Raw genomic sequence first — 16,180 nt, forward strand, 5'->3', positions numbered from 1 at the left:
ATGATATCACGCCGATACCACTAGTCGCTAGTCGGCCGACGGGGCCCGGACGGCCCGGCGGGACGCCACCCCCGGACCGCCGACCGCCCCCCGGGCCGGCCGCCCCCCAGGCCGGCCACCCGCGGGCGGCCGCCGCCGGCGGTTGGTAGAGTGCCCCGATGAGCATCAGGCCAGACAGTTGGATCCGGGCCAGGGCCCGCGAGGGGATGATCACGCCGTTCGAGGAGCGCCTGGTGCGAGCGGGCGTGATCAGCTACGGTCTCTCGAGCTTCGGTTACGACCTGCGCGCCGCGCCCGAGTGGCGCATCTTCGTCAACGCCTTCAACACGGTCGTCGACCCCAAGAACTTCGACACCCGCGGCCTGGTCGAGTCGGAGGGCGATACCTGCATCATCCCGCCCAACTCGTTCGTCCTCACGCGCTCCGTCGAGTACCTGCGGGTGCCGGAAGACACGATGGTCATCGCGCTCGGCAAGTCGTCGTACGCCCGCTGCTTCGCCGCAGACACCCGCGTGGCGCTCCTGGACGGGAGCGCTGTCGCGCTCGAGCGCCTAGCGGAGCGGCACCGCGAGGGTGAGCGCTTCCGCGGCTACACCGTCGACGGCGCCGGCAGGGTGGTCGCCGCCGAGCTCGCCGCGCCCCGCTACATCGGCCGCGACTCGCTGCTCGAGATCGTCCTCGACGACGGCGCCGTCATCCACGCCACGCCCGACCACGACTTCATGCGCCGAGACGGCGCCTGGGTGGCCGCGGCGGAGCTCACGCCCGGCACGTCCCTCATGCCGCTGTACCGCGAGGTTCGGAGCGGCCGCGAGGTCGTCTACCAACCCCGCGCCGGCACCTGGGCGCCCGCGCGCGCGGGCCGCGCCTCGACGCCTGGGCGCCCCGCTCGCGCCGCGGGCGGCAACGGGCCGCGCCGCCCCGCCCCCGGCGAGCCCGGAGCGAGCGCCGCCGCGGGGGCGTCGGGCGCCCTGAACCACGCCGTGGCCCGGGTGAGGCCCCTCAAGGGCGAACACGACGTCTACTGCCTCACCGTGCCCGGGACCGGCAACTTCGCCCTGGCGGCGGGCGTGTTCGTCTCCAACTGCGGCATCGTCGCCAACGTCACGCCGCTGGAGCCAGGCTGGGAGGGCCACGTCACGCTCGAGCTCTCCAACACCACCCCCCTCCCCGCCAAGGTCTACGCGAACGAGGGGATCGTCCAGCTCCTCTTCTTCCAGGGGGAGCGCCCCGACACCACCTACGCGGACCGGGCAGGCAAGTACCAGGGTCAGACCGGCGTCACGCTCCCCAAGCTCTAGCAGCGCGAGCCGCCGCCCGCCTCACTCGTCCTCGTCGGCGTCCACCAGAGGCAACCGCACCCTGAACACCGTGGCGCCCGGCCGGCTCTCGACCGTGACGCTGCCGCCGTGGTGCTCGGCCACCTGCCGCGCGATGGCCAGACCGAGGCCCGAGCCGCCGCCGGCGCCCTTGTAGAACTTCTCGAATATCCGCTCGAGCGTCGCCGCCGCGATGCCGGGACCGTCGTCGGACACGAGCACGACGGCGTGCGTCTCGCTCACATGCAGGTCGAGCGTGACCGCCGCGGGGTCGCTGGCCACGCGCACGGCGTTCGCCGTGAGGTTCCGCACCAACTGCATGAGCCGCTGCGGGTCGCCGAGCACGAGCGCCGGCAGCCCCGGCGTCACGACCACGCCGGGGAACTCCGCCGCCACCGGCACGAGCACGTCGCTGCGCAGCTCCACCAGGTGGCGCCGCGGGTCCGCCACGAGTTGCCCGCGCGAGAGCTGGAGGAGGTCCTCGACCAGGCGCGTCATGCTGCCCGCCACGCGCTGCGCGTCGAGGAGGTCGTCCCGGCTGTCCGGGTTGGCGCGCCGCACGGCCCTGTCGAGGAAGCCGCGCAGGCTGGTCAGGGGCGTCCGCAGCTCGTGACTCGTCTCGGCTAGGAAGACGCGCTGCGCGTCGAGGGCCTCGCGCAGGCGACCGACCAGGCCGTTGAGCGCGGCGGTGAGGCGCCCGACCTCGTCGCGCGGCCCGGCGTACTCGATGGCCTCCAACCGCTCGGGCCCGAGCGTAGAGGCGAGCCGCGCGAGCCGCGTGAGAGGCCTGAGGGACGCGGCCGCGACCAGGTAACCGACCAGCAGGCTCGCCACCACGAGCAGCACGGCGGCGACGAACAGGTTGCGCGACAGCTCCGTCAGGACGGCGCCGATGTAGGAGGGGTCGGTCAGCACGGCCACCACGCCCAGCTCGAACGGCGCCAAGGCGGCCTCCATCGGTCGGCCGCCCACCCTGCCGCTCCACATGCTGGGCACCCCGTGGCCGCCGGTCACGTCGGCGGCGGGCAGCGCCATCTCCTGGCGCTCGAAGTCGGGGCGGCTGGCCACGAGCAGGCGCCCCGCCGGGTCGTACACCTGCAGCACCATGCCGCCGGTGGGTCCCGTGAGGCGCGTCGTCACGCTCCCCTCGCCCGAGCTGTAGAGCGAGGCGACCACCACCGCGTCGCCCCTGAGCGCGCGCCTCAGCTCGTCGTACAGGCCGCTCCTGACCACCTGGTAGGCCACCACCATCGTGAGCCCCGCCAGCAGCGCCGTGGCGGCGGCCGCGAGCAGCGCGACCCGCCACTTCAGGGCGAGCCCCGGCGTCCTCAGGCGCGGCACGACCCCGCCCCTACCCGGCGCGGGGCGTGCAGGGTCGCGGCCGTCCGGCCGGCGCCGCCCTGCGTCTCAAGACTTCAGCGCGTACCCCACCCCGCGCACCGTCCGGATGACGCCGAACCCGCCCGCGTCGCGCAGCTTGCTGCGGATGTTGGCGATGTGCACGTCGACCACGTTCGACGACGGCGGCAACTCCTCACCCCACACGTTGTGCTCGATCTCCTTGCGGCTGTAGACGCGTCCGGGCTGGCCTGCCAGGTAGTGCAGGAGCTCGTACTCGCGGGGGCTGAAGCGGACCTCCTCCGCGGCCCAGAAGACCTGCCGCCTGGCCGGGTCGATCGTGAGCTCGCCGATCTTCTGAGCCACGCCGAGCGTGCGCTTGCGGAGCTGCACGTTGACCCGCGCCACCAGCTCCTCGACGTGGAAGGGCTTGGCGAGGTAGTCGTCGGCGCCGGCGTTGAGCATCTCGACCTTGGTGCCGACCTCGTCGGCGGCCGTGAGGATGATGATGGGGATGTTGCCGGTGTGGCGCAGGCGCCGCGCTATCTCCTGGCCACTCATGTCGGGCAGCCCGAGGTCGAGGATGACGAGGTCCGGGTTCGACTCCCTGACGGCCGACAGGCCGCGCATGCCGCTGTCGTAGGCCGCCACCTCGAAGCCGGCGTCCTCCAGCTCGCGGGTCAGGAGCCTGAGGATGTCGACGTCATCCTCGACGATGAGGACGCGGTTCTTCGCCATTCAGCGACTCCCTCCGACCGGGATGTCCAACCACACCTCGCGCTCCTCGAGCAGCACCTGCCGCAGCGAGACCGGGCGTTCCACCCCCTCGAGCTTGAGCAGGACGTCGGTGCCCACCTCCGTCACCCTGCCCGTGTAGGCCGTCGCGCCGGCCAGGGCGGCGGCCTTGGCGGCCGCGTCCTCGCCGGGCGGGAAGATGAGCACCCTGACCTCGGTGCCGGGCGGTGGGAACTCACGGAACACCAGGTGCCCGTCCTCCACGCGCGCGGAGACGTAGACGGTCAGCAGGTCGAGCGAGACCAGCCTGACCTCGGTCCCCTCCGGCATGGCGGGCAGCTGGAGCGCCACCTGTCCCAGCATGAAGAAGACCGCCAGACTCATGGGAAGATGGTACCAACGCACCGTTAGACCCCGCGGCGTGTGGGCTTCAGGGAACCTTAACCGCACGCCCACCACGGCGCGCGGAGCGCGAGTGAACGAACTAACCTCATCTGGGAGCCGCCGGACGCCATCATTAGGCAGCGGCGGACGCGCTGATCGGAAGGGAACGCATGGCAGGCATCAGGGGACTGGTCAGGATCGGTCGGGTCGCGGCGCTGGCGCGCGCGGCGATGGCGGCGGCGCTACTAGCCACGTCCGTCGGCGGATCCGTTCACGCTCAGAACTTCGACGAGAACCGCTACTACCAACAGTGCCTCCGCTTCGAGGCGGGCGGCGACCTGGAGACGGCGCGTCAGGCCTGCCTGAACGCCCTGCAGGTCCGCCCGGACTTCGCCGACGCCGAGCTGGCCCTGGCGCGGATCGAGCTGGGACTCGGCGAGTACGTCAGCGCCGAGAACCGCCTGCGGCGCGTGCAGAACCGGATCGACACGGCCGAGCCGCTCGTGTTGCTGGCCGAGGCCGCCCTGGCCGGCAACCGCCCCGGCGACGCCGAGGCTCAGCTCCAGTCGGCCGAGGCGCTACTGGCGCGTCAGGGGAACCTCGAGCTCGAGGGCCGGGTGTCGTTCCTGCGCGGCCGGATCATGCAGTCGCAGGGCCGCTACCTCGACGCGCTCGACTCCTACGAGTCCGCCATCCTCGGCAACCCCCTCGACGCGCGCTACCGGCTCGCCGACGCCAACCTGCGGCTCCGGCTCGGGGAGGCCGCGTCGGCCGAGCAGCAGCTCCAGAGCTACCTCACGCTCACGGGCGACGACCGCAACGCCGACGTGCGCTCGCTGCTCGGCCGCGCGCAGTGGGCCCAGGGCGAACTGGAGGCCGCCAACGGCAACCTCGCCACCGCGCATCAGCTCCGCGGCGCGCGCAACGTGGACGCCCAGGCCCGCGACCTGCGGGCGCTCTCGCTCATCGCCTACGCCACCGGCGACGTCAGCGGCGGCGGCCTCGCCCTGCGCGAGTCCCTCAAGCGCGAGAACCTCACCTCGCTGATAAGGGGCAACACCCTCATCTGGCTCCTGCTCCTCCTCTTCCTCGTCGGGGCGCACCTGATCGGCGAGAGCCGCATCGCGTCGTCGTCGAGCCTCGAGGTGGTGGAGGGGCCGCGCGCCTGGAGCGTCGGCCAGGTCTACGGCACGCTCGTCGCCGGCCTGCTGGTCGCCCTCCTCGTCACCGTCGTGTACGGCCTCGTGCGGCACGACAACCCGCTCGCCCTGCTCACGCCCGCCCTCTGCGGCGAGATGCGGAGCCTCTTCTACCTCACGCTAGGCGCCGCCCTGGCGCTGCTGGCGTGGCGCCGCGTCCAGGCCAACGGCTTCGACGCCATGGAGAAGCTCCTCGGCAGCTCGCGCTACGCGGGCTACGGGCTGGGGTGGGGACTACTGTTCCTCGCCGGCACCCTCGCCTACCTCCACTACCTCGGCGGCGGGGCGCTCGGCGGCTTCTACGTCGACCTCGTGCGCGTCTCGCCCCTCGTCGTGGCGGCCGCCATCCTCGTGCCCCTGGCCGAGATCTTCTTCCGGCCGTTCGCCATGGCGCCGATGCTGAAGCGCTACGACGGCACCATCGCCACCGTGGTCTCGGCGGCCCTGTACGCCCTCGCGTTCGGGGCGCCGCTACTGCTGCTCGTGCCGATGGGGTTCGTCCTCGCCGACGCCTACCGTCGACGCCGCTGCGGTTGGGAGGTCCTGATCGCGCAGCTCACGCTCCACATCGGGCTGCTCGCCGCCGCCCTGCTGAGCCCCTGGGTGCGGGCGCTCTTCTACTGAGCGGTCGCCGCGCCCTCGCGCTTCACCCCGGCCGCGCGGGTCGGGCCGGCGGTGCCGGGCGCGCGAGCTGCTAGTACAATCGCCCGGTGCCCGTCCACGCCGTCGAGAAACCGTTGGGCCTCACGTCGCACGGCGCCGTCGCGCGGGCGCGCCGGCTACTCGGCACCAGGCGCGTGGGCCACGCCGGCACGCTCGACCCCCTCGCCGGCGGCGTGCTCGTGCTCCTCTCCGGCGAGGCCACGAAGCTCTCCCCGTTCGTGACCGCCGGCCGCAAGGCGTACCTCGCCTGGGTCGCGTTCGGCCTCGGCACGCCCACGCTCGACGCCGAGCCGCCGGCGGCCGGCGCCGACCTCGCGCACTCCGAGCCCGGACCGCTCGCGGCGCTGACGGCCGAGGCGGTGCGGGCGCAAGCGAGTCGCTTCCTGGCGGTCACCTCGCAGCGCCCGCCGGCGTTCTCCGCCGTGAAGCAGGCCGGGCAACGCAGCTACGCCGCGGCCCGGCGCGGCTCGGCCACCGAACCGCCGGCGCGACCCGTCGCCTACCACGACGTCGAACTGCTGGCGTTCGCGGAGCGCCGCGACGCGCTCCCTGCCACGTTCGCGCGCGGCCCCGGCGGTTGGGGGCCGGCCCGGGCGGGCGCGGGACGCTCGTTCGACCTGCCGCCGGAGCTCGCCCCCCTGCCAACCGCCCTGTTCCGGCTCGAGGTCGCGGCGGGCACCTACATCAGGTCGTTCGCGCGCGACCTGGGCGCCGCCCTCGACGCGCCGGCGCACCTTTCGGGACTCGTCCGGGTGGCGGCCGGCGGCATCGACCTCACGCGCTGCTGCCCGCTGGACGACATCGCCACCGCGCCGCCCCTCGACCCCGTCGAGGCGCTGCCCCTCCCCCGGCTTCGGCTGGACGCGGCGGCGGCCGCCGCCGTGAGGCAGGGCAAGCGGCCCGAGCTGGTACCGGCCGGGCCGACCGTGCTGCTCGACGACGAGGGCGCCGTCGCGGCGGTGGTGGAGCCCGGCTCCTCCGGCCGCGCCCGCATCCTGCGCGTGTGGCAGCGCGGTCTCACGCCCTGACGAGGGCGGTCGGGGCGGCGCCCGGGGGCGCCGCCCGGGCGTGGTACCGCTCGCCGCGCCACGCGCCTCCCCGCGCCACCGCCCCTCGATACACTGAGGGGCTGTTCTTCAGAACCTGACCTGGGCGCGGCAACCGGCCCGGCCCCTAGGGAGCGAACATGAACATCGGCATCCCCAAAGAGATCAAGCCACAGGAGTACCGAGTCTCGTGCACGCCGGGCGCGGTGCACGCGCTGGTGCGGGCCGGCCACCGCGTGGTGGTCGAGGCGGGCGCCGGCCTGGGCTCGAGCTTCACCGACGAGGAGTACGCCGCGGCGGGCGCCGAGCTCGGCACGAGGGATGACGCCTGGGCGCAACACCTCGTGATGAAGGTGAAGGAGCCCGTCGCTGACGAGTACCACTACCTGCGCGATGGCCTCCTCCTGTTCACCTACCTGCACCTGGCCGCCGACCGGCCCCTCACGGAGGCCCTCATGAGCAGCGGGGCGACGGCCGTGGCGTACGAGACCGTCCAGCTCGCCTCGGGCGCGCTGCCGCTCCTGACGCCGATGAGCGAGGTGGCCGGCCGCATGGCGCCTCAGGTGGGGGCCCACTTCCTCGAACGCGCACACGGCGGCAGGGGCGTGCTGCTCGCAGGCGTGCCGGGCGTCAAGCCCGGCGTGATCACCGTGCTGGGCGCCGGCATGGTCGGCACGAACGCCGCCAAGCTCGCACTGGGCCTCGGGGCGCAGGTGAACCTCCTCGACATCAGCCACGCCCGCCTGCAGTACCTCGACGACGTCTTCGGTGGGCGCGTGCAGACGCACGCGAGCAACGCCGGCAACCTCCGGGAGCTGCTGCCCACCACCGACCTCCTCATCGGCGCCGTCCTGATCCCCGGCTCGCGCGCGCCGCAGCTGGTGACCCGCGACATGCTCGAGCTCATGCGGCCGGGCAGCGTGATCGTCGACGTGGCCGTCGACCAGGGTGGCTGCATCGAGACCATCCACGCCACGACTCACGAGTCGCCCACCTACGTGGTCGACGGCGTCGTGCACTACGGCGTGGCGAACATGCCCGGCGCCGTGCCGAACACGAGCACGCGCGCGCTCTCCAACCAGACGCTCCCCTACGCCCTGAAGCTGGCGGCGACCGGAACGGCCGCGCTCCTCGACGATCCCGCCTTCCTGAAGGGCCTCAACGTGCACGCGGGGGCCATCACCTACGCCGCCGTCGGGCACGCGTTCGGCCTGCCGACGAGCGACGCGGCGGCCGCGCTGCGTTCGCACCCGGTCACGGCCTGAGGCTCAGCGGAGTCGCGCCAGGGCCTTGCGGATGAGGGCCTCGGCCGGGTCGTTCCGGTCCTGCGCGGCCAGCTCGGTCACCACGCCGCGCACCTGCCCCTCGCGGTAGCCGAGGGCGAGGAGCGCCGCCACCGCGTCCTCCCCCGCCCCGCCGATCCCGGCCGCGGAGCCCTCCGCGCCCAACGCGACGAGTTCGGTGGGGAGGCGCCCCTTGAGCTCGAGGACGATGCGTTCGGCCGTGCGCTTGCCCACGCCCGGGGCGCTGGTGAGCAGGCCTGGGTCGTCGTTGGCGACGGCCGTGACTATCAGCCCGACGGGCAGGTTCGACAGAACGGCGAGCGCCAGCTTGGGCCCGATCCCGCCGACGTCCAGGAGGCGCTTGAAGAGCAGTAGCTGCTCGTCCTGGTGGAAGCCGTAGAGGCTGGGTTGCTCGTCGCGCACCACCAGCTGCGTGCGGAGGCGCACGGGCGCGCCGACCTCGCAGCGCGCCAGGGTGGAGCTGGGCGCGAGGACCTCGAGGCCGACGCCTCCCAACGCCACGGTCACGGTCCCCTCGCCGACCTCGACGACCACGCCCTCGACGAAGCTGATCACGCTTCGTCGAAGAGGGGGGCGAAGAGGGCGTCGTAACCGACGTCGCCGAGGTTGGCGCAGCCGGTGAGGCGCATGGCGTAAGTCAGCTCGGCGACCAAGTCGGCAGGGTCCCGCTCCGCGTCGACGACGGCCAGCTCGGCGCCCACCGCGAGGTAGCGCAGCACGTCGACGCCGTCGCGGGCGGACCCCCCGGCAGCCACCGTCACCATGCCGCCGACGGCGTCGACCACCTCCGGCAACAGCTCGATGGCGGCGGGGGCGCCCAGGCGGTGGCCGAGGCAGCCGCCCACCACGACGACGTCGGCGCCCGCCTCGGCGGCCACCTCGGCGTCGGCGGCACCCGCCACGCCGAAGAGCCAGAGCGGGCAGCCGGCGGCGGCGCGCAGCTCCGCCAGGTCCTCGCGCGACCTTGGTTGCCACGCGACCGCGCCATATGGGGCGCTGTCGGCGAGTGGCGCGAGGTCCACGCCCACCGCCGCCACCCCGAGCGCCGCGAGCGCCTTGACGTCCCTCACCAGCTCGGCCATGCCCCCGGGCGGGAGCACGGCCACGACCCGTCCCGCCGGGTGCTTCTCGGCGGCGCCCGTCACGGCCGCGGCGGGCAGCGCCACGAGCAGGTCCGGCGGCAGGCCGTCGCCCCTGCGCCGCCGAGGCACGATGGGCGAGGCCAGCCTCACGCCGTGAACCGCCGTGGAGGGGTCCACCACCCGCACGTCGTGTAGGGCGCGCGGCAGGAACTGGTGGCCGTCCAACGCGGCCAGATCGCGCTGTCTCACGGCTCGATGATAGCAAGCGCCCTAGGGCGCGCGCCCCGCGGCGGGGGCTCGCGGGGGTCTGTTAACATCTTCGGCGTGGACGACCTCATCTCCGTGCGCGGGATCAACAAGAGCTTCGGTCCGGTCAAGGCCGTCGTCGACCTGAGCTTCACGGTCGCCAGCGGCGAGGTATACGGCCTCCTCGGACCGAACGGCGCCGGCAAGACGACGACCCTCCGCGTCCTCGCCACCCTGCTGAGGCCGGACTCGGGCGACGCCACCATCGCCGGCCACGGCCTGGACTACGGCGAGGCTGTCCGGGCCGCCATCGGCGTGGTGAACGGCGGCATGGGCCTGTACGACCGGCTCGACGGCCGCGAGATCCTCCACTACTTCGGCGGCCTCTACGGCATGAAACCCAAGGCCATCGACCGACGCATCGCCGAGCTCGACGACCTACTCCAGTTGGGCGACACCCTCACGCGCCGCGCCGGCGGGTTCTCGACGGGCATGAAGCAGAAGATCGTCATCGCGCGCGCCGTCCTGCACGACCCGCCCGTGATCTTCTTCGACGAGGCCACGAGCGGCCTCGACGTGGTGGCGAGGCGCGCGGTCATCGACTTCGTGAAGGCCTACCCGAGCGCCGGCCGGGCCGTCATCTACTCCACCCACGTCATGAGCGAGGTGGAGGAGCTATGCGACCGCGCCTGCATCATCTACCGCGGTCGCAAGATCGCGGAGGACGGCGTCGCGGCGCTGGCCGCGCAGGGCGAGGGCAAGGGGTTGGAGGAGGCGTTCTTCCGGCTCGTGAGGCGCTTCGACGTCACGAACGGAGCGGCGGCGTGAGGCCCGGGATCGTCGGGCGGCTGGCGCGCAAGGAGATCGTCTCCACGCTGCGCGACACCCGCGCCATCGTCTCCAACCTGCTCATACCGCTGCTGCTCGTGCCCGTCCTGATGCTCGGCCTGCCGCTACTCATCGGCAACCTGCTCGATCGGGAGCAGGTGACCCTCACCCCGGTCGGCGTGGTCGGGCTGGCCACCGTCCCCACCGAGCTCACGGAGGCCATGCGGAGCGCGGGGCTGGAACCGCGGGCGGTGGACGACGCCACCGCCGCCGTCCAGGACGGCAGCGTGGAGGTGGCCATCGTGGTGCCCGCCGGCTTCGGCGCCGCCATCGCCGGCGGCGGCAGCGCCGAGCTGCAGCTCGTCACGAAGGTCGGGAACATGAAGGCCGAACTGAGCGCCTCGAAGGTGCAGCAGGCCGTCACCGCCTACCAGGGGGTCGTCGTGGGCCGGCGGCTGGCGGCGGCCGGCCTCGACACTGCGCTCCTCACCCCCGTGAAGGTCGCCACGGTGGACGCGAGCAGCAAGGCGGAGCGCAGCAGCGGCCAGCTGTCGTGGCTCATCCCGTTCTTCATCGCCATCTGGACCTTGACGGGCGGCCAGATGACCGCCATCGACGCCACCGCGGGCGAGAAGGAGCGCGGCACCCTCGAGGTGCTGCTCGTGGCGCCCGTGCGCCGCGCCGAGGTGGTGGCGGGCAAGTTCCTCGCGACCATGGTGTTCGGCCTGACGGCGGCCACCATGGCGATAGTCGGCTTCCTGATCGGCAGCCTCGTCATGCAGCGGCTGTTCGTGCCGCGCCTCGGCGACCAGGCCGAGCAGGTCGTGGCGGTGATGGGCGGCAGCCTGGCGGTCAGCCCGGCGGGCGTCCTCCAGTTGCTTGTCAGCGCCCTCCTGCTGGCCGCGTTCGTGGCGGCGCTCGTCCTCGGCGTCGCCATGTTCGCGCGCTCGTTCAAGGAGGCGCAGAGTTACGTCGCGCCGCTGTCGTTCCTGTTCATCCTGCCGGCGGTGGCGCTGCAGTTCAAGGACCTGATCGGCGTCAGCGACTCGGTCTTCTACGTGCCGGTCCTCAACACCCTGCTCCTGATGGACAACGTGGTCCGCGGCAGCGCGACCTGGAACGAGACGCTCGTCACCTGGGCCGTCATGGCCGCGGCCGTGGGGCTGCTCCTGCGCTTCGCCCTGGCGAACTTCAAGCGCGAGTCCGTCATCTTCAGGAGTTGAGGCGCGGGTAGCGCCACGAGGCGCCGCTCGCTCAGTCGGCGCGCGACCGGCGGTACGGCGTGTCGGCGCCGCCGCGCCCCGGCACGCGGCCGTACAGCTCGGCGAGCTCGCGGAGCTGTGGCGCCAGCCAGTAAGGCACGTCCTCCCACGCGAAGCGCCAGCTCCAGTTCCCGGCGGCCGTGCCCGGCGTGTTCATGCGCGCCGCGCTCCCGAGGCCCAGGACGTCCTGCAGGGGAGCGACCGCGGTGGAGGCCACCGACGCCTGGGCCAGCCGCACCAGCTCCCAGGCGATGTTGTCGTCCCCCTTGGCGAGGTAGCGCCTGACGAGGTCGCGTTCCGCCTCGGGCGCCGCCGCGTACCAGCCGGCCGTGGTGTCGTTGTCGTGCGTGCCGGTGTAGACCACGCAGTTCGCCTCGTAGTTGTGGGGCAGGTAAGGGTCGTCGGCGTCGGCGGCGAAGGCGAACTGGAGCACCTTCATGCCCGGCAGGCCGTTGGCGAGCCTGAGCGCGTCGACGTCGGGGGTGATGACGCCCAGGTCCTCCGCCACGAGCGGCAGCGTGCCAAGAGCGGCCGCGAGGGCGTCGAAGAGCGCCTGGCCCGGACCCGGCACCCAGCGCCCGTTCACGGCCGTCTCCTCGGTCGCCGGCACCTCCCAGTAGGCGGCGAACCCCCGGAAGTGGTCGACGCGCACCCGGTCGACCAGCTCGAGCGCGGCGCGAACGCGCGCCACCCACCAGGCGTAACCGTCGGCCGCCATCGCCTCCCAGCGGTAGAGGGGGTTGCCCCAGCGCTGCCCCGTGGCCGAGAAGTAGTCGGGGGGCACGCCGGCCACGACGGTGGGCTCGCCGCCGGGCGCGAGGTGGTAGAGCTCCGGGTGCGACCAGGTGTCGGCGGAGTCAAGCGCCACGAAGATGGGGACGTCGCCCAACACCACGATGTCCTTGGCGTTGGCGTAGTCGCGCAGCCGCTGCCACTGGGTGAAGAACCAGTACTGCCACAGCGTGTGCCGCGCCACGGCCTCCGCCAGCCGCGTCCGCGCAGCGGCGAGGGCGGCCGGGTCGCGCCCCCTGAGCTCGGACGCCCAGCCGTTCCAGGGGCGCCCGCCGTTCTCCTCCTTGAGCGCCATGAAGAGGGCGTAGTCGGGCAGCCAGGCCGCGTGCTCTCGCGCGAAGGCGGCGACGGCCGCCCGTTCCGTGGCGGTGGCGGCGGCCGCGAAGCGCGTGGCGGCCACCGTCAGCAGCTCGAGCTTCAGGGGGATCACGTCGCCGAACGCCACGTGCTGCTGCGGCAGCGCGCGCATCCGCGTGAGGTGGGCGGCGTCCAGCAGGCCGGCCGCGTGAAGCTCCGTCAGGTCGATGAGGTAGTGGTTCCCCGCGAAGGCACTGAAGCACTGGTACGGGCTGTCGCCGTAGCCGGTCGGGCCGAGCGGCATGACCTGCCACAGGCGCTGACCCGCCGCCTCCAGGAAGTCGACCCAGGCGTACGCCTCGCGCCCCAGCTCGCCGATCCCGTGAGGTCCCGGCAGGGAGGTCGGGTGCAGCAGCAACCCAGACCGGCGGTCGCGGGCGCCGGTCACTCGTGCCACGCCTTGCCGAGCCCCTTCGGGGCGACGGAGCGACCCACGAAGCCCGCCAAGACGAGCATCGTGAGGATGTACGGCAGGCTCTGCACCAGTGTGGGCGGCAGGAGCTTGCCGCCGCCGAGCAGCACCTCGGTGGCCTGGAAGGCGCCGAACAGTAGCGTGGCGCCCAGCACGCCAAGCGGGTGCCACTTGCCGAAGATGAGCGCCGCCAGGGCGATGAAACCGCGCCCTCCCGACATCTCGCTCACGAACTGGTTGAGGTTCCCTATCGACAGGTAGGCGCCGCCCAGGCCCGCCAACACCCCCGACAGCATGACGCCAACGTAGCGCATGCGCGTCACGCTGATGCCCAAGGAGTCGGCCGCCTCGGGGTGTTCCCCCACGGCGCGCAGCCTCAGGCCGAACGGGGTGCGGAACACCACGAACCACACGAGCGGCACCAGCAGGAAGGCGACGTAGACGAGGACGCTGAACTTGAGGCCGGGGATGCCGAGGAGACTGATGTCCGGCAGGCGGTTCTTGACGGGGTCGGAGATGGAGGTGTTCTGGTAGAGGCCCGCGAGCACGACGGCGGGGATGCCCAGCCCCATCAGGTTGATGGCGGTGCCCGAGATGATCTGGTCGGCCTTGTACTTGATGGAGACGAGGGCGTGCACCCCGGCGACGAGCGCGCCGAGCACCATGGCCGCGAGGAGGCCGAGCCAGGGGGCGTACCAGACGCGCGCGGACGGGTTGGCGGCCACGAACGGCGCCTCCACCAACTGCGTGACGACGGCCGCGGCCAACGCGCCGAAGAGGATGATGCCCTCCAGCGCGATGTTGACGATGCCGGAGCGCTCGCTGAACAGCCCGCCGAGCGCCGCCAGCAGGAGCGGAGTGGTGGCGCGGATCATGGAGGAGCCGAGCGCGAGCAGCAAGACGACGTCCACGTCAGGCCTCCTCGGGCGCTTCCGGCGCGGAGCCGACGGGGCCGCTTCGCCGCTCGCCCCAGCTGAGCGGGTCGACCATGCGGGCGGGCAGGAACCCCTTGGCGGCGATGAACAACACCACCAGCGCGAGGATCATGCTGACCACGTCGCGCGTCAGGTTGGGGAAGGTGATGTTGAGAACGGAACCGCCGTACTTGAGGACGCCGAACAGGAAGGCGGCCGCCACGATGAACGCCGGCTGGTTGAAGCCGAGGAGGGCGACGGCGATGCCGTCGAAGCCGTCGCTGGTCGGGATCGACTGCCTGAGCGCGTAGTCCTCGAGCGCTCCGCCCAGCACGTAGTGCGTTGCGGTCAGGCCGGCCAGCGCGCCGCTGATGGTCATGGCCAGCACCGTGTTGCGCGCGATGCGCGCGCCGCCATACTCCGCGGCGCGCGGCGAGAGGCCGACGGCGCGGAGCTCGTAGCCCCAGCGCGTCTTGAAGAGGAAGACGTGCACGAAGGCGGCCATGAGCAGCGCCAGGAGGAACGACAGGTTCAGCTTGGTGGGCGGTATCGCCGTCGGCGTGGAGTTCCAACCGAGCAGGGCGGCCAGGCCGTAGGCGGCGGCACCGAGCGCCGCCGCGCCGACCAGCCGCGCCGGCCACCGCCGCAGGCGCCGGAACCGCGGCAGGACGAACAGCCCGAGCAACGCGGCGACGGCGGCCGCCACGGCAGCGTAGTCGACGGGGATGACGTTGACGCCGCCGCGATCGATGCCGAGCACGGCGGGGAGGCTGGGGATGGTGGCGGAGGGGTTCAACGACTTGGACTTAGGCTCGTTGCCGGGGACCTTGAAGGGCATCTGCACCGTCACGGGCGCGTCGCCGGGCCGCGGCAGGCCGGCGACGACGCAGCCGGCCAGTAGCACGGTGGCGCCGACCGCGAAGGCGACCCGCGGCGCCCGGCGCGACGCGCGCCTCACGCCCCTGAACGCGAGCAGCAGCAAGACCACGACCACGAAGACGCCGACGACGGCCAGTAACCGGAGCGCCGCCGCCGCGAACACGTTGCCGGAAGAGAGGATGAAGAGCAAGGCCGAGGCGGCCACGAAGTTGAGCAGGATGGTGTTGATGACCTCGTTGGCTCCGAAGCGCGCCTTCAGCCAGCCGGGCAACGCCCCCCAGAGGCCGCCGCCGAGCGCGGCCGCGAGTATGGCGAGCGGCAGCACCACGAACTTGGGTCCTGGGATGTAGAGTCCGCCGAACATGGCGAAGATGGCCCCCATGACCATCTGGCCGGGCGCGCCGATGTTGAAGAGCCCCGCCTGGAAGCCGAAGGCGACGGCCAGGCCCGTGAAGATCAGCGGCGTGGCGAACTTTAGCGACTCGGCGAAGCCGTTCACGGTCCCGAGCGAGTCGTGGAACATGGAGTAGTAGGCGTACCAGAGGGTATCGAGCCGCCCCACCAGCCGTTCGAACGGACCGCCGAGCTGCACGCTCGAGCCCAGCGGCGTGGGTTGGAGGGCGAGGATCACGACGGCGGCCGCGAGGAGCGCCAGCAGGATGGCGGCCGTCGGCACGGCGGCCGAATGCAGGAGCCGGTCCACCACCCCGGGCATGCCGCGCACGGCCCGCAGCCCGAACAGCATGGCGATGCCGCCGGCCACGATGGCGAGGAAGGCGGCGGCCCCGAAACCGGCGTTCGTGTAAGGCAGGCGCCTGATGACGAGCCCCGCCGCGTCCACGACGGCCACGTTCTCCGTGAGGCTGCGTTCGTCGACGGTGGCGAGGGCGGCTTCGAGCTTGGCGACGTCGTAGGCGGGCCGCGGCCGTTCGATGGCACCGCGCAGCTCGGCCTCGAAGGCGCCCGTGCGAGCCGCGTCCACGGCGGTGGTGAAGCTCTGTAGGCCCCACCCCGTGCCCGCCACCAGCACCAGCCCGGCGGCCAGCCAGGCGAGGCGCCGCGGCCGCTCCTTGAGGAGCGCCCCCGCGCCGATGCCGGCCAGGCCGAGGAGGGTGACGACGAGCACCGCCCCTCGCTGGGGGAAATCTACGGGGTCGGTGCGGCCGGTGAAGTCGAACGTGCGGCCGTCCAGCATCATGACGGCGCTGCGCGCGCCCGTCTCCCGGTTCACGGCGCCCCACGGCGCGACGAACACCGCCAGCAGCGCCACCGCCGCCAGCACAAGCAGTGCCAACCGTTCAGTCACGGGGGCCATCATACGGGTCGGAGCGTGGGCGGGAGCCCGGCCGCCAGCCGGGAGCGTGGCCGCCAGCGAGGAGCGTGACCGCCGCGCGGGCGCCACGACCCGCGCCGGCGACCT

At 72.9% G+C, this 16,180-nt stretch carries 14 protein-coding genes; 6 read left to right on the plus strand and 8 right to left on the minus strand.

Annotated elements, in window-relative coordinates:
- The first annotated feature begins 158 nt into the window (after positions 1-158).
- Positions 159-1,301: a dCTP deaminase gene (locus H3C53_01655; protein ID MBW7915384.1), complete on the plus strand. Its 1,143-nt coding sequence runs from the start codon at positions 159-161 to the stop codon at positions 1,299-1,301.
- A gap of 21 nt (positions 1,302-1,322) precedes the next feature.
- Here H3C53_01655 and H3C53_01660 read toward each other — a convergent pair whose 3' ends face one another.
- From H3C53_01660 to H3C53_01670, 3 genes are all read right to left on the minus strand, one after another.
- The gene (locus tag H3C53_01660; protein MBW7915385.1) at positions 1,323-2,660 is read right to left on the minus strand and encodes a HAMP domain-containing histidine kinase; all 1,338 of its coding nucleotides are present in this window, start codon (positions 2,658-2,660) and stop codon (positions 1,323-1,325) included.
- Between the two features lie 66 nt (positions 2,661-2,726).
- Positions 2,727-3,395 carry a response regulator transcription factor gene (locus H3C53_01665; protein ID MBW7915386.1) on the minus strand — a complete coding sequence of 223 codons (669 nt, stop codon included), beginning with the start codon at positions 3,393-3,395 and terminating at the stop codon, positions 2,727-2,729.
- Positions 3,396-3,776, minus strand: a complete 381-nt coding sequence (locus tag H3C53_01670; GenBank protein MBW7915387.1) for a hypothetical protein — start codon at positions 3,774-3,776, stop codon at positions 3,396-3,398.
- A gap of 170 nt (positions 3,777-3,946) precedes the next feature.
- On the opposite strand from H3C53_01670, the gene H3C53_01675 reads away from it, so the two are divergent.
- The 3 genes from H3C53_01675 (at position 3,947) to ald (ending at position 7,949) form a co-directional block, all read left to right on the plus strand.
- Complete coding sequence (locus H3C53_01675; GenBank protein ID MBW7915388.1) at positions 3,947-5,599, plus strand: CPBP family intramembrane metalloprotease; 1,653 nt, start codon at positions 3,947-3,949, stop codon at positions 5,597-5,599.
- 86 nt (positions 5,600-5,685) lie between these two features.
- Positions 5,686-6,666 carry a tRNA pseudouridine(55) synthase TruB gene (truB, locus tag H3C53_01680; protein MBW7915389.1) on the plus strand — a complete coding sequence of 327 codons (981 nt, stop codon included), beginning with the start codon at positions 5,686-5,688 and terminating at the stop codon, positions 6,664-6,666.
- 158 nt (positions 6,667-6,824) lie between these two features.
- Positions 6,825-7,949: an alanine dehydrogenase gene (gene ald, locus H3C53_01685; protein ID MBW7915390.1), complete on the plus strand. Its 1,125-nt coding sequence runs from the start codon at positions 6,825-6,827 to the stop codon at positions 7,947-7,949.
- 3 nt (positions 7,950-7,952) lie between these two features.
- Here the strand turns inward: ald and ruvA are convergent, their stop codons facing one another.
- Positions 7,953-8,543, minus strand: coding sequence for a Holliday junction branch migration protein RuvA (gene ruvA / locus H3C53_01690; protein ID MBW7915391.1), 591 nt, complete (start codon positions 8,541-8,543; stop codon positions 7,953-7,955).
- Entirely contained in the window at positions 8,540-9,319 is a 780-nt protein-coding gene (locus H3C53_01695) for an alpha-hydroxy-acid oxidizing protein (GenBank protein MBW7915392.1), read from the minus strand. The genes ruvA and H3C53_01695 overlap by 4 nt, the downstream gene beginning before the upstream one ends.
- A 6-nt stretch (positions 9,320-9,325) precedes the next feature.
- Between H3C53_01695 and H3C53_01700 the strand changes: the two genes are divergently transcribed.
- Positions 9,326-10,144, plus strand: coding sequence for an ATP-binding cassette domain-containing protein (locus H3C53_01700; protein MBW7915393.1), 819 nt, complete (start codon positions 9,326-9,328; stop codon positions 10,142-10,144).
- Complete coding sequence (locus tag H3C53_01705; protein MBW7915394.1) at positions 10,141-11,367, plus strand: ABC transporter permease; 1,227 nt, start codon at positions 10,141-10,143, stop codon at positions 11,365-11,367. Before H3C53_01700 ends, H3C53_01705 begins: the two co-directional genes overlap by 4 nt.
- A 31-nt stretch (positions 11,368-11,398) precedes the next feature.
- Here H3C53_01705 and malQ read toward each other — a convergent pair whose 3' ends face one another.
- Genes malQ through H3C53_01720 form a run of 3 tightly spaced genes read right to left on the minus strand, consistent with a single transcriptional unit; the run spans position 11,399 to position 16,066 of the window.
- Entirely contained in the window at positions 11,399-12,943 is a 1,545-nt protein-coding gene (malQ, locus tag H3C53_01710; GenBank protein MBW7915395.1) for a 4-alpha-glucanotransferase, read from the minus strand.
- Complete coding sequence (locus H3C53_01715) at positions 12,940-13,842, minus strand: ABC transporter permease (GenBank protein ID MBW7915396.1); 903 nt, start codon at positions 13,840-13,842, stop codon at positions 12,940-12,942. The genes malQ and H3C53_01715 overlap by 4 nt, the downstream gene beginning before the upstream one ends.
- Before the next feature lie 37 nt (positions 13,843-13,879).
- Entirely contained in the window at positions 13,880-16,066 is a 2,187-nt protein-coding gene (locus H3C53_01720; protein ID MBW7915397.1) for an ABC transporter permease, read from the minus strand.
- Between the last annotated feature and the right edge of the window lie 114 nt (positions 16,067-16,180).

This window comes from Trueperaceae bacterium, assembly GCA_019454765.1.
Classification (GTDB): domain Bacteria; phylum Deinococcota; class Deinococci; order Deinococcales; family Trueperaceae; genus JAAYYF01.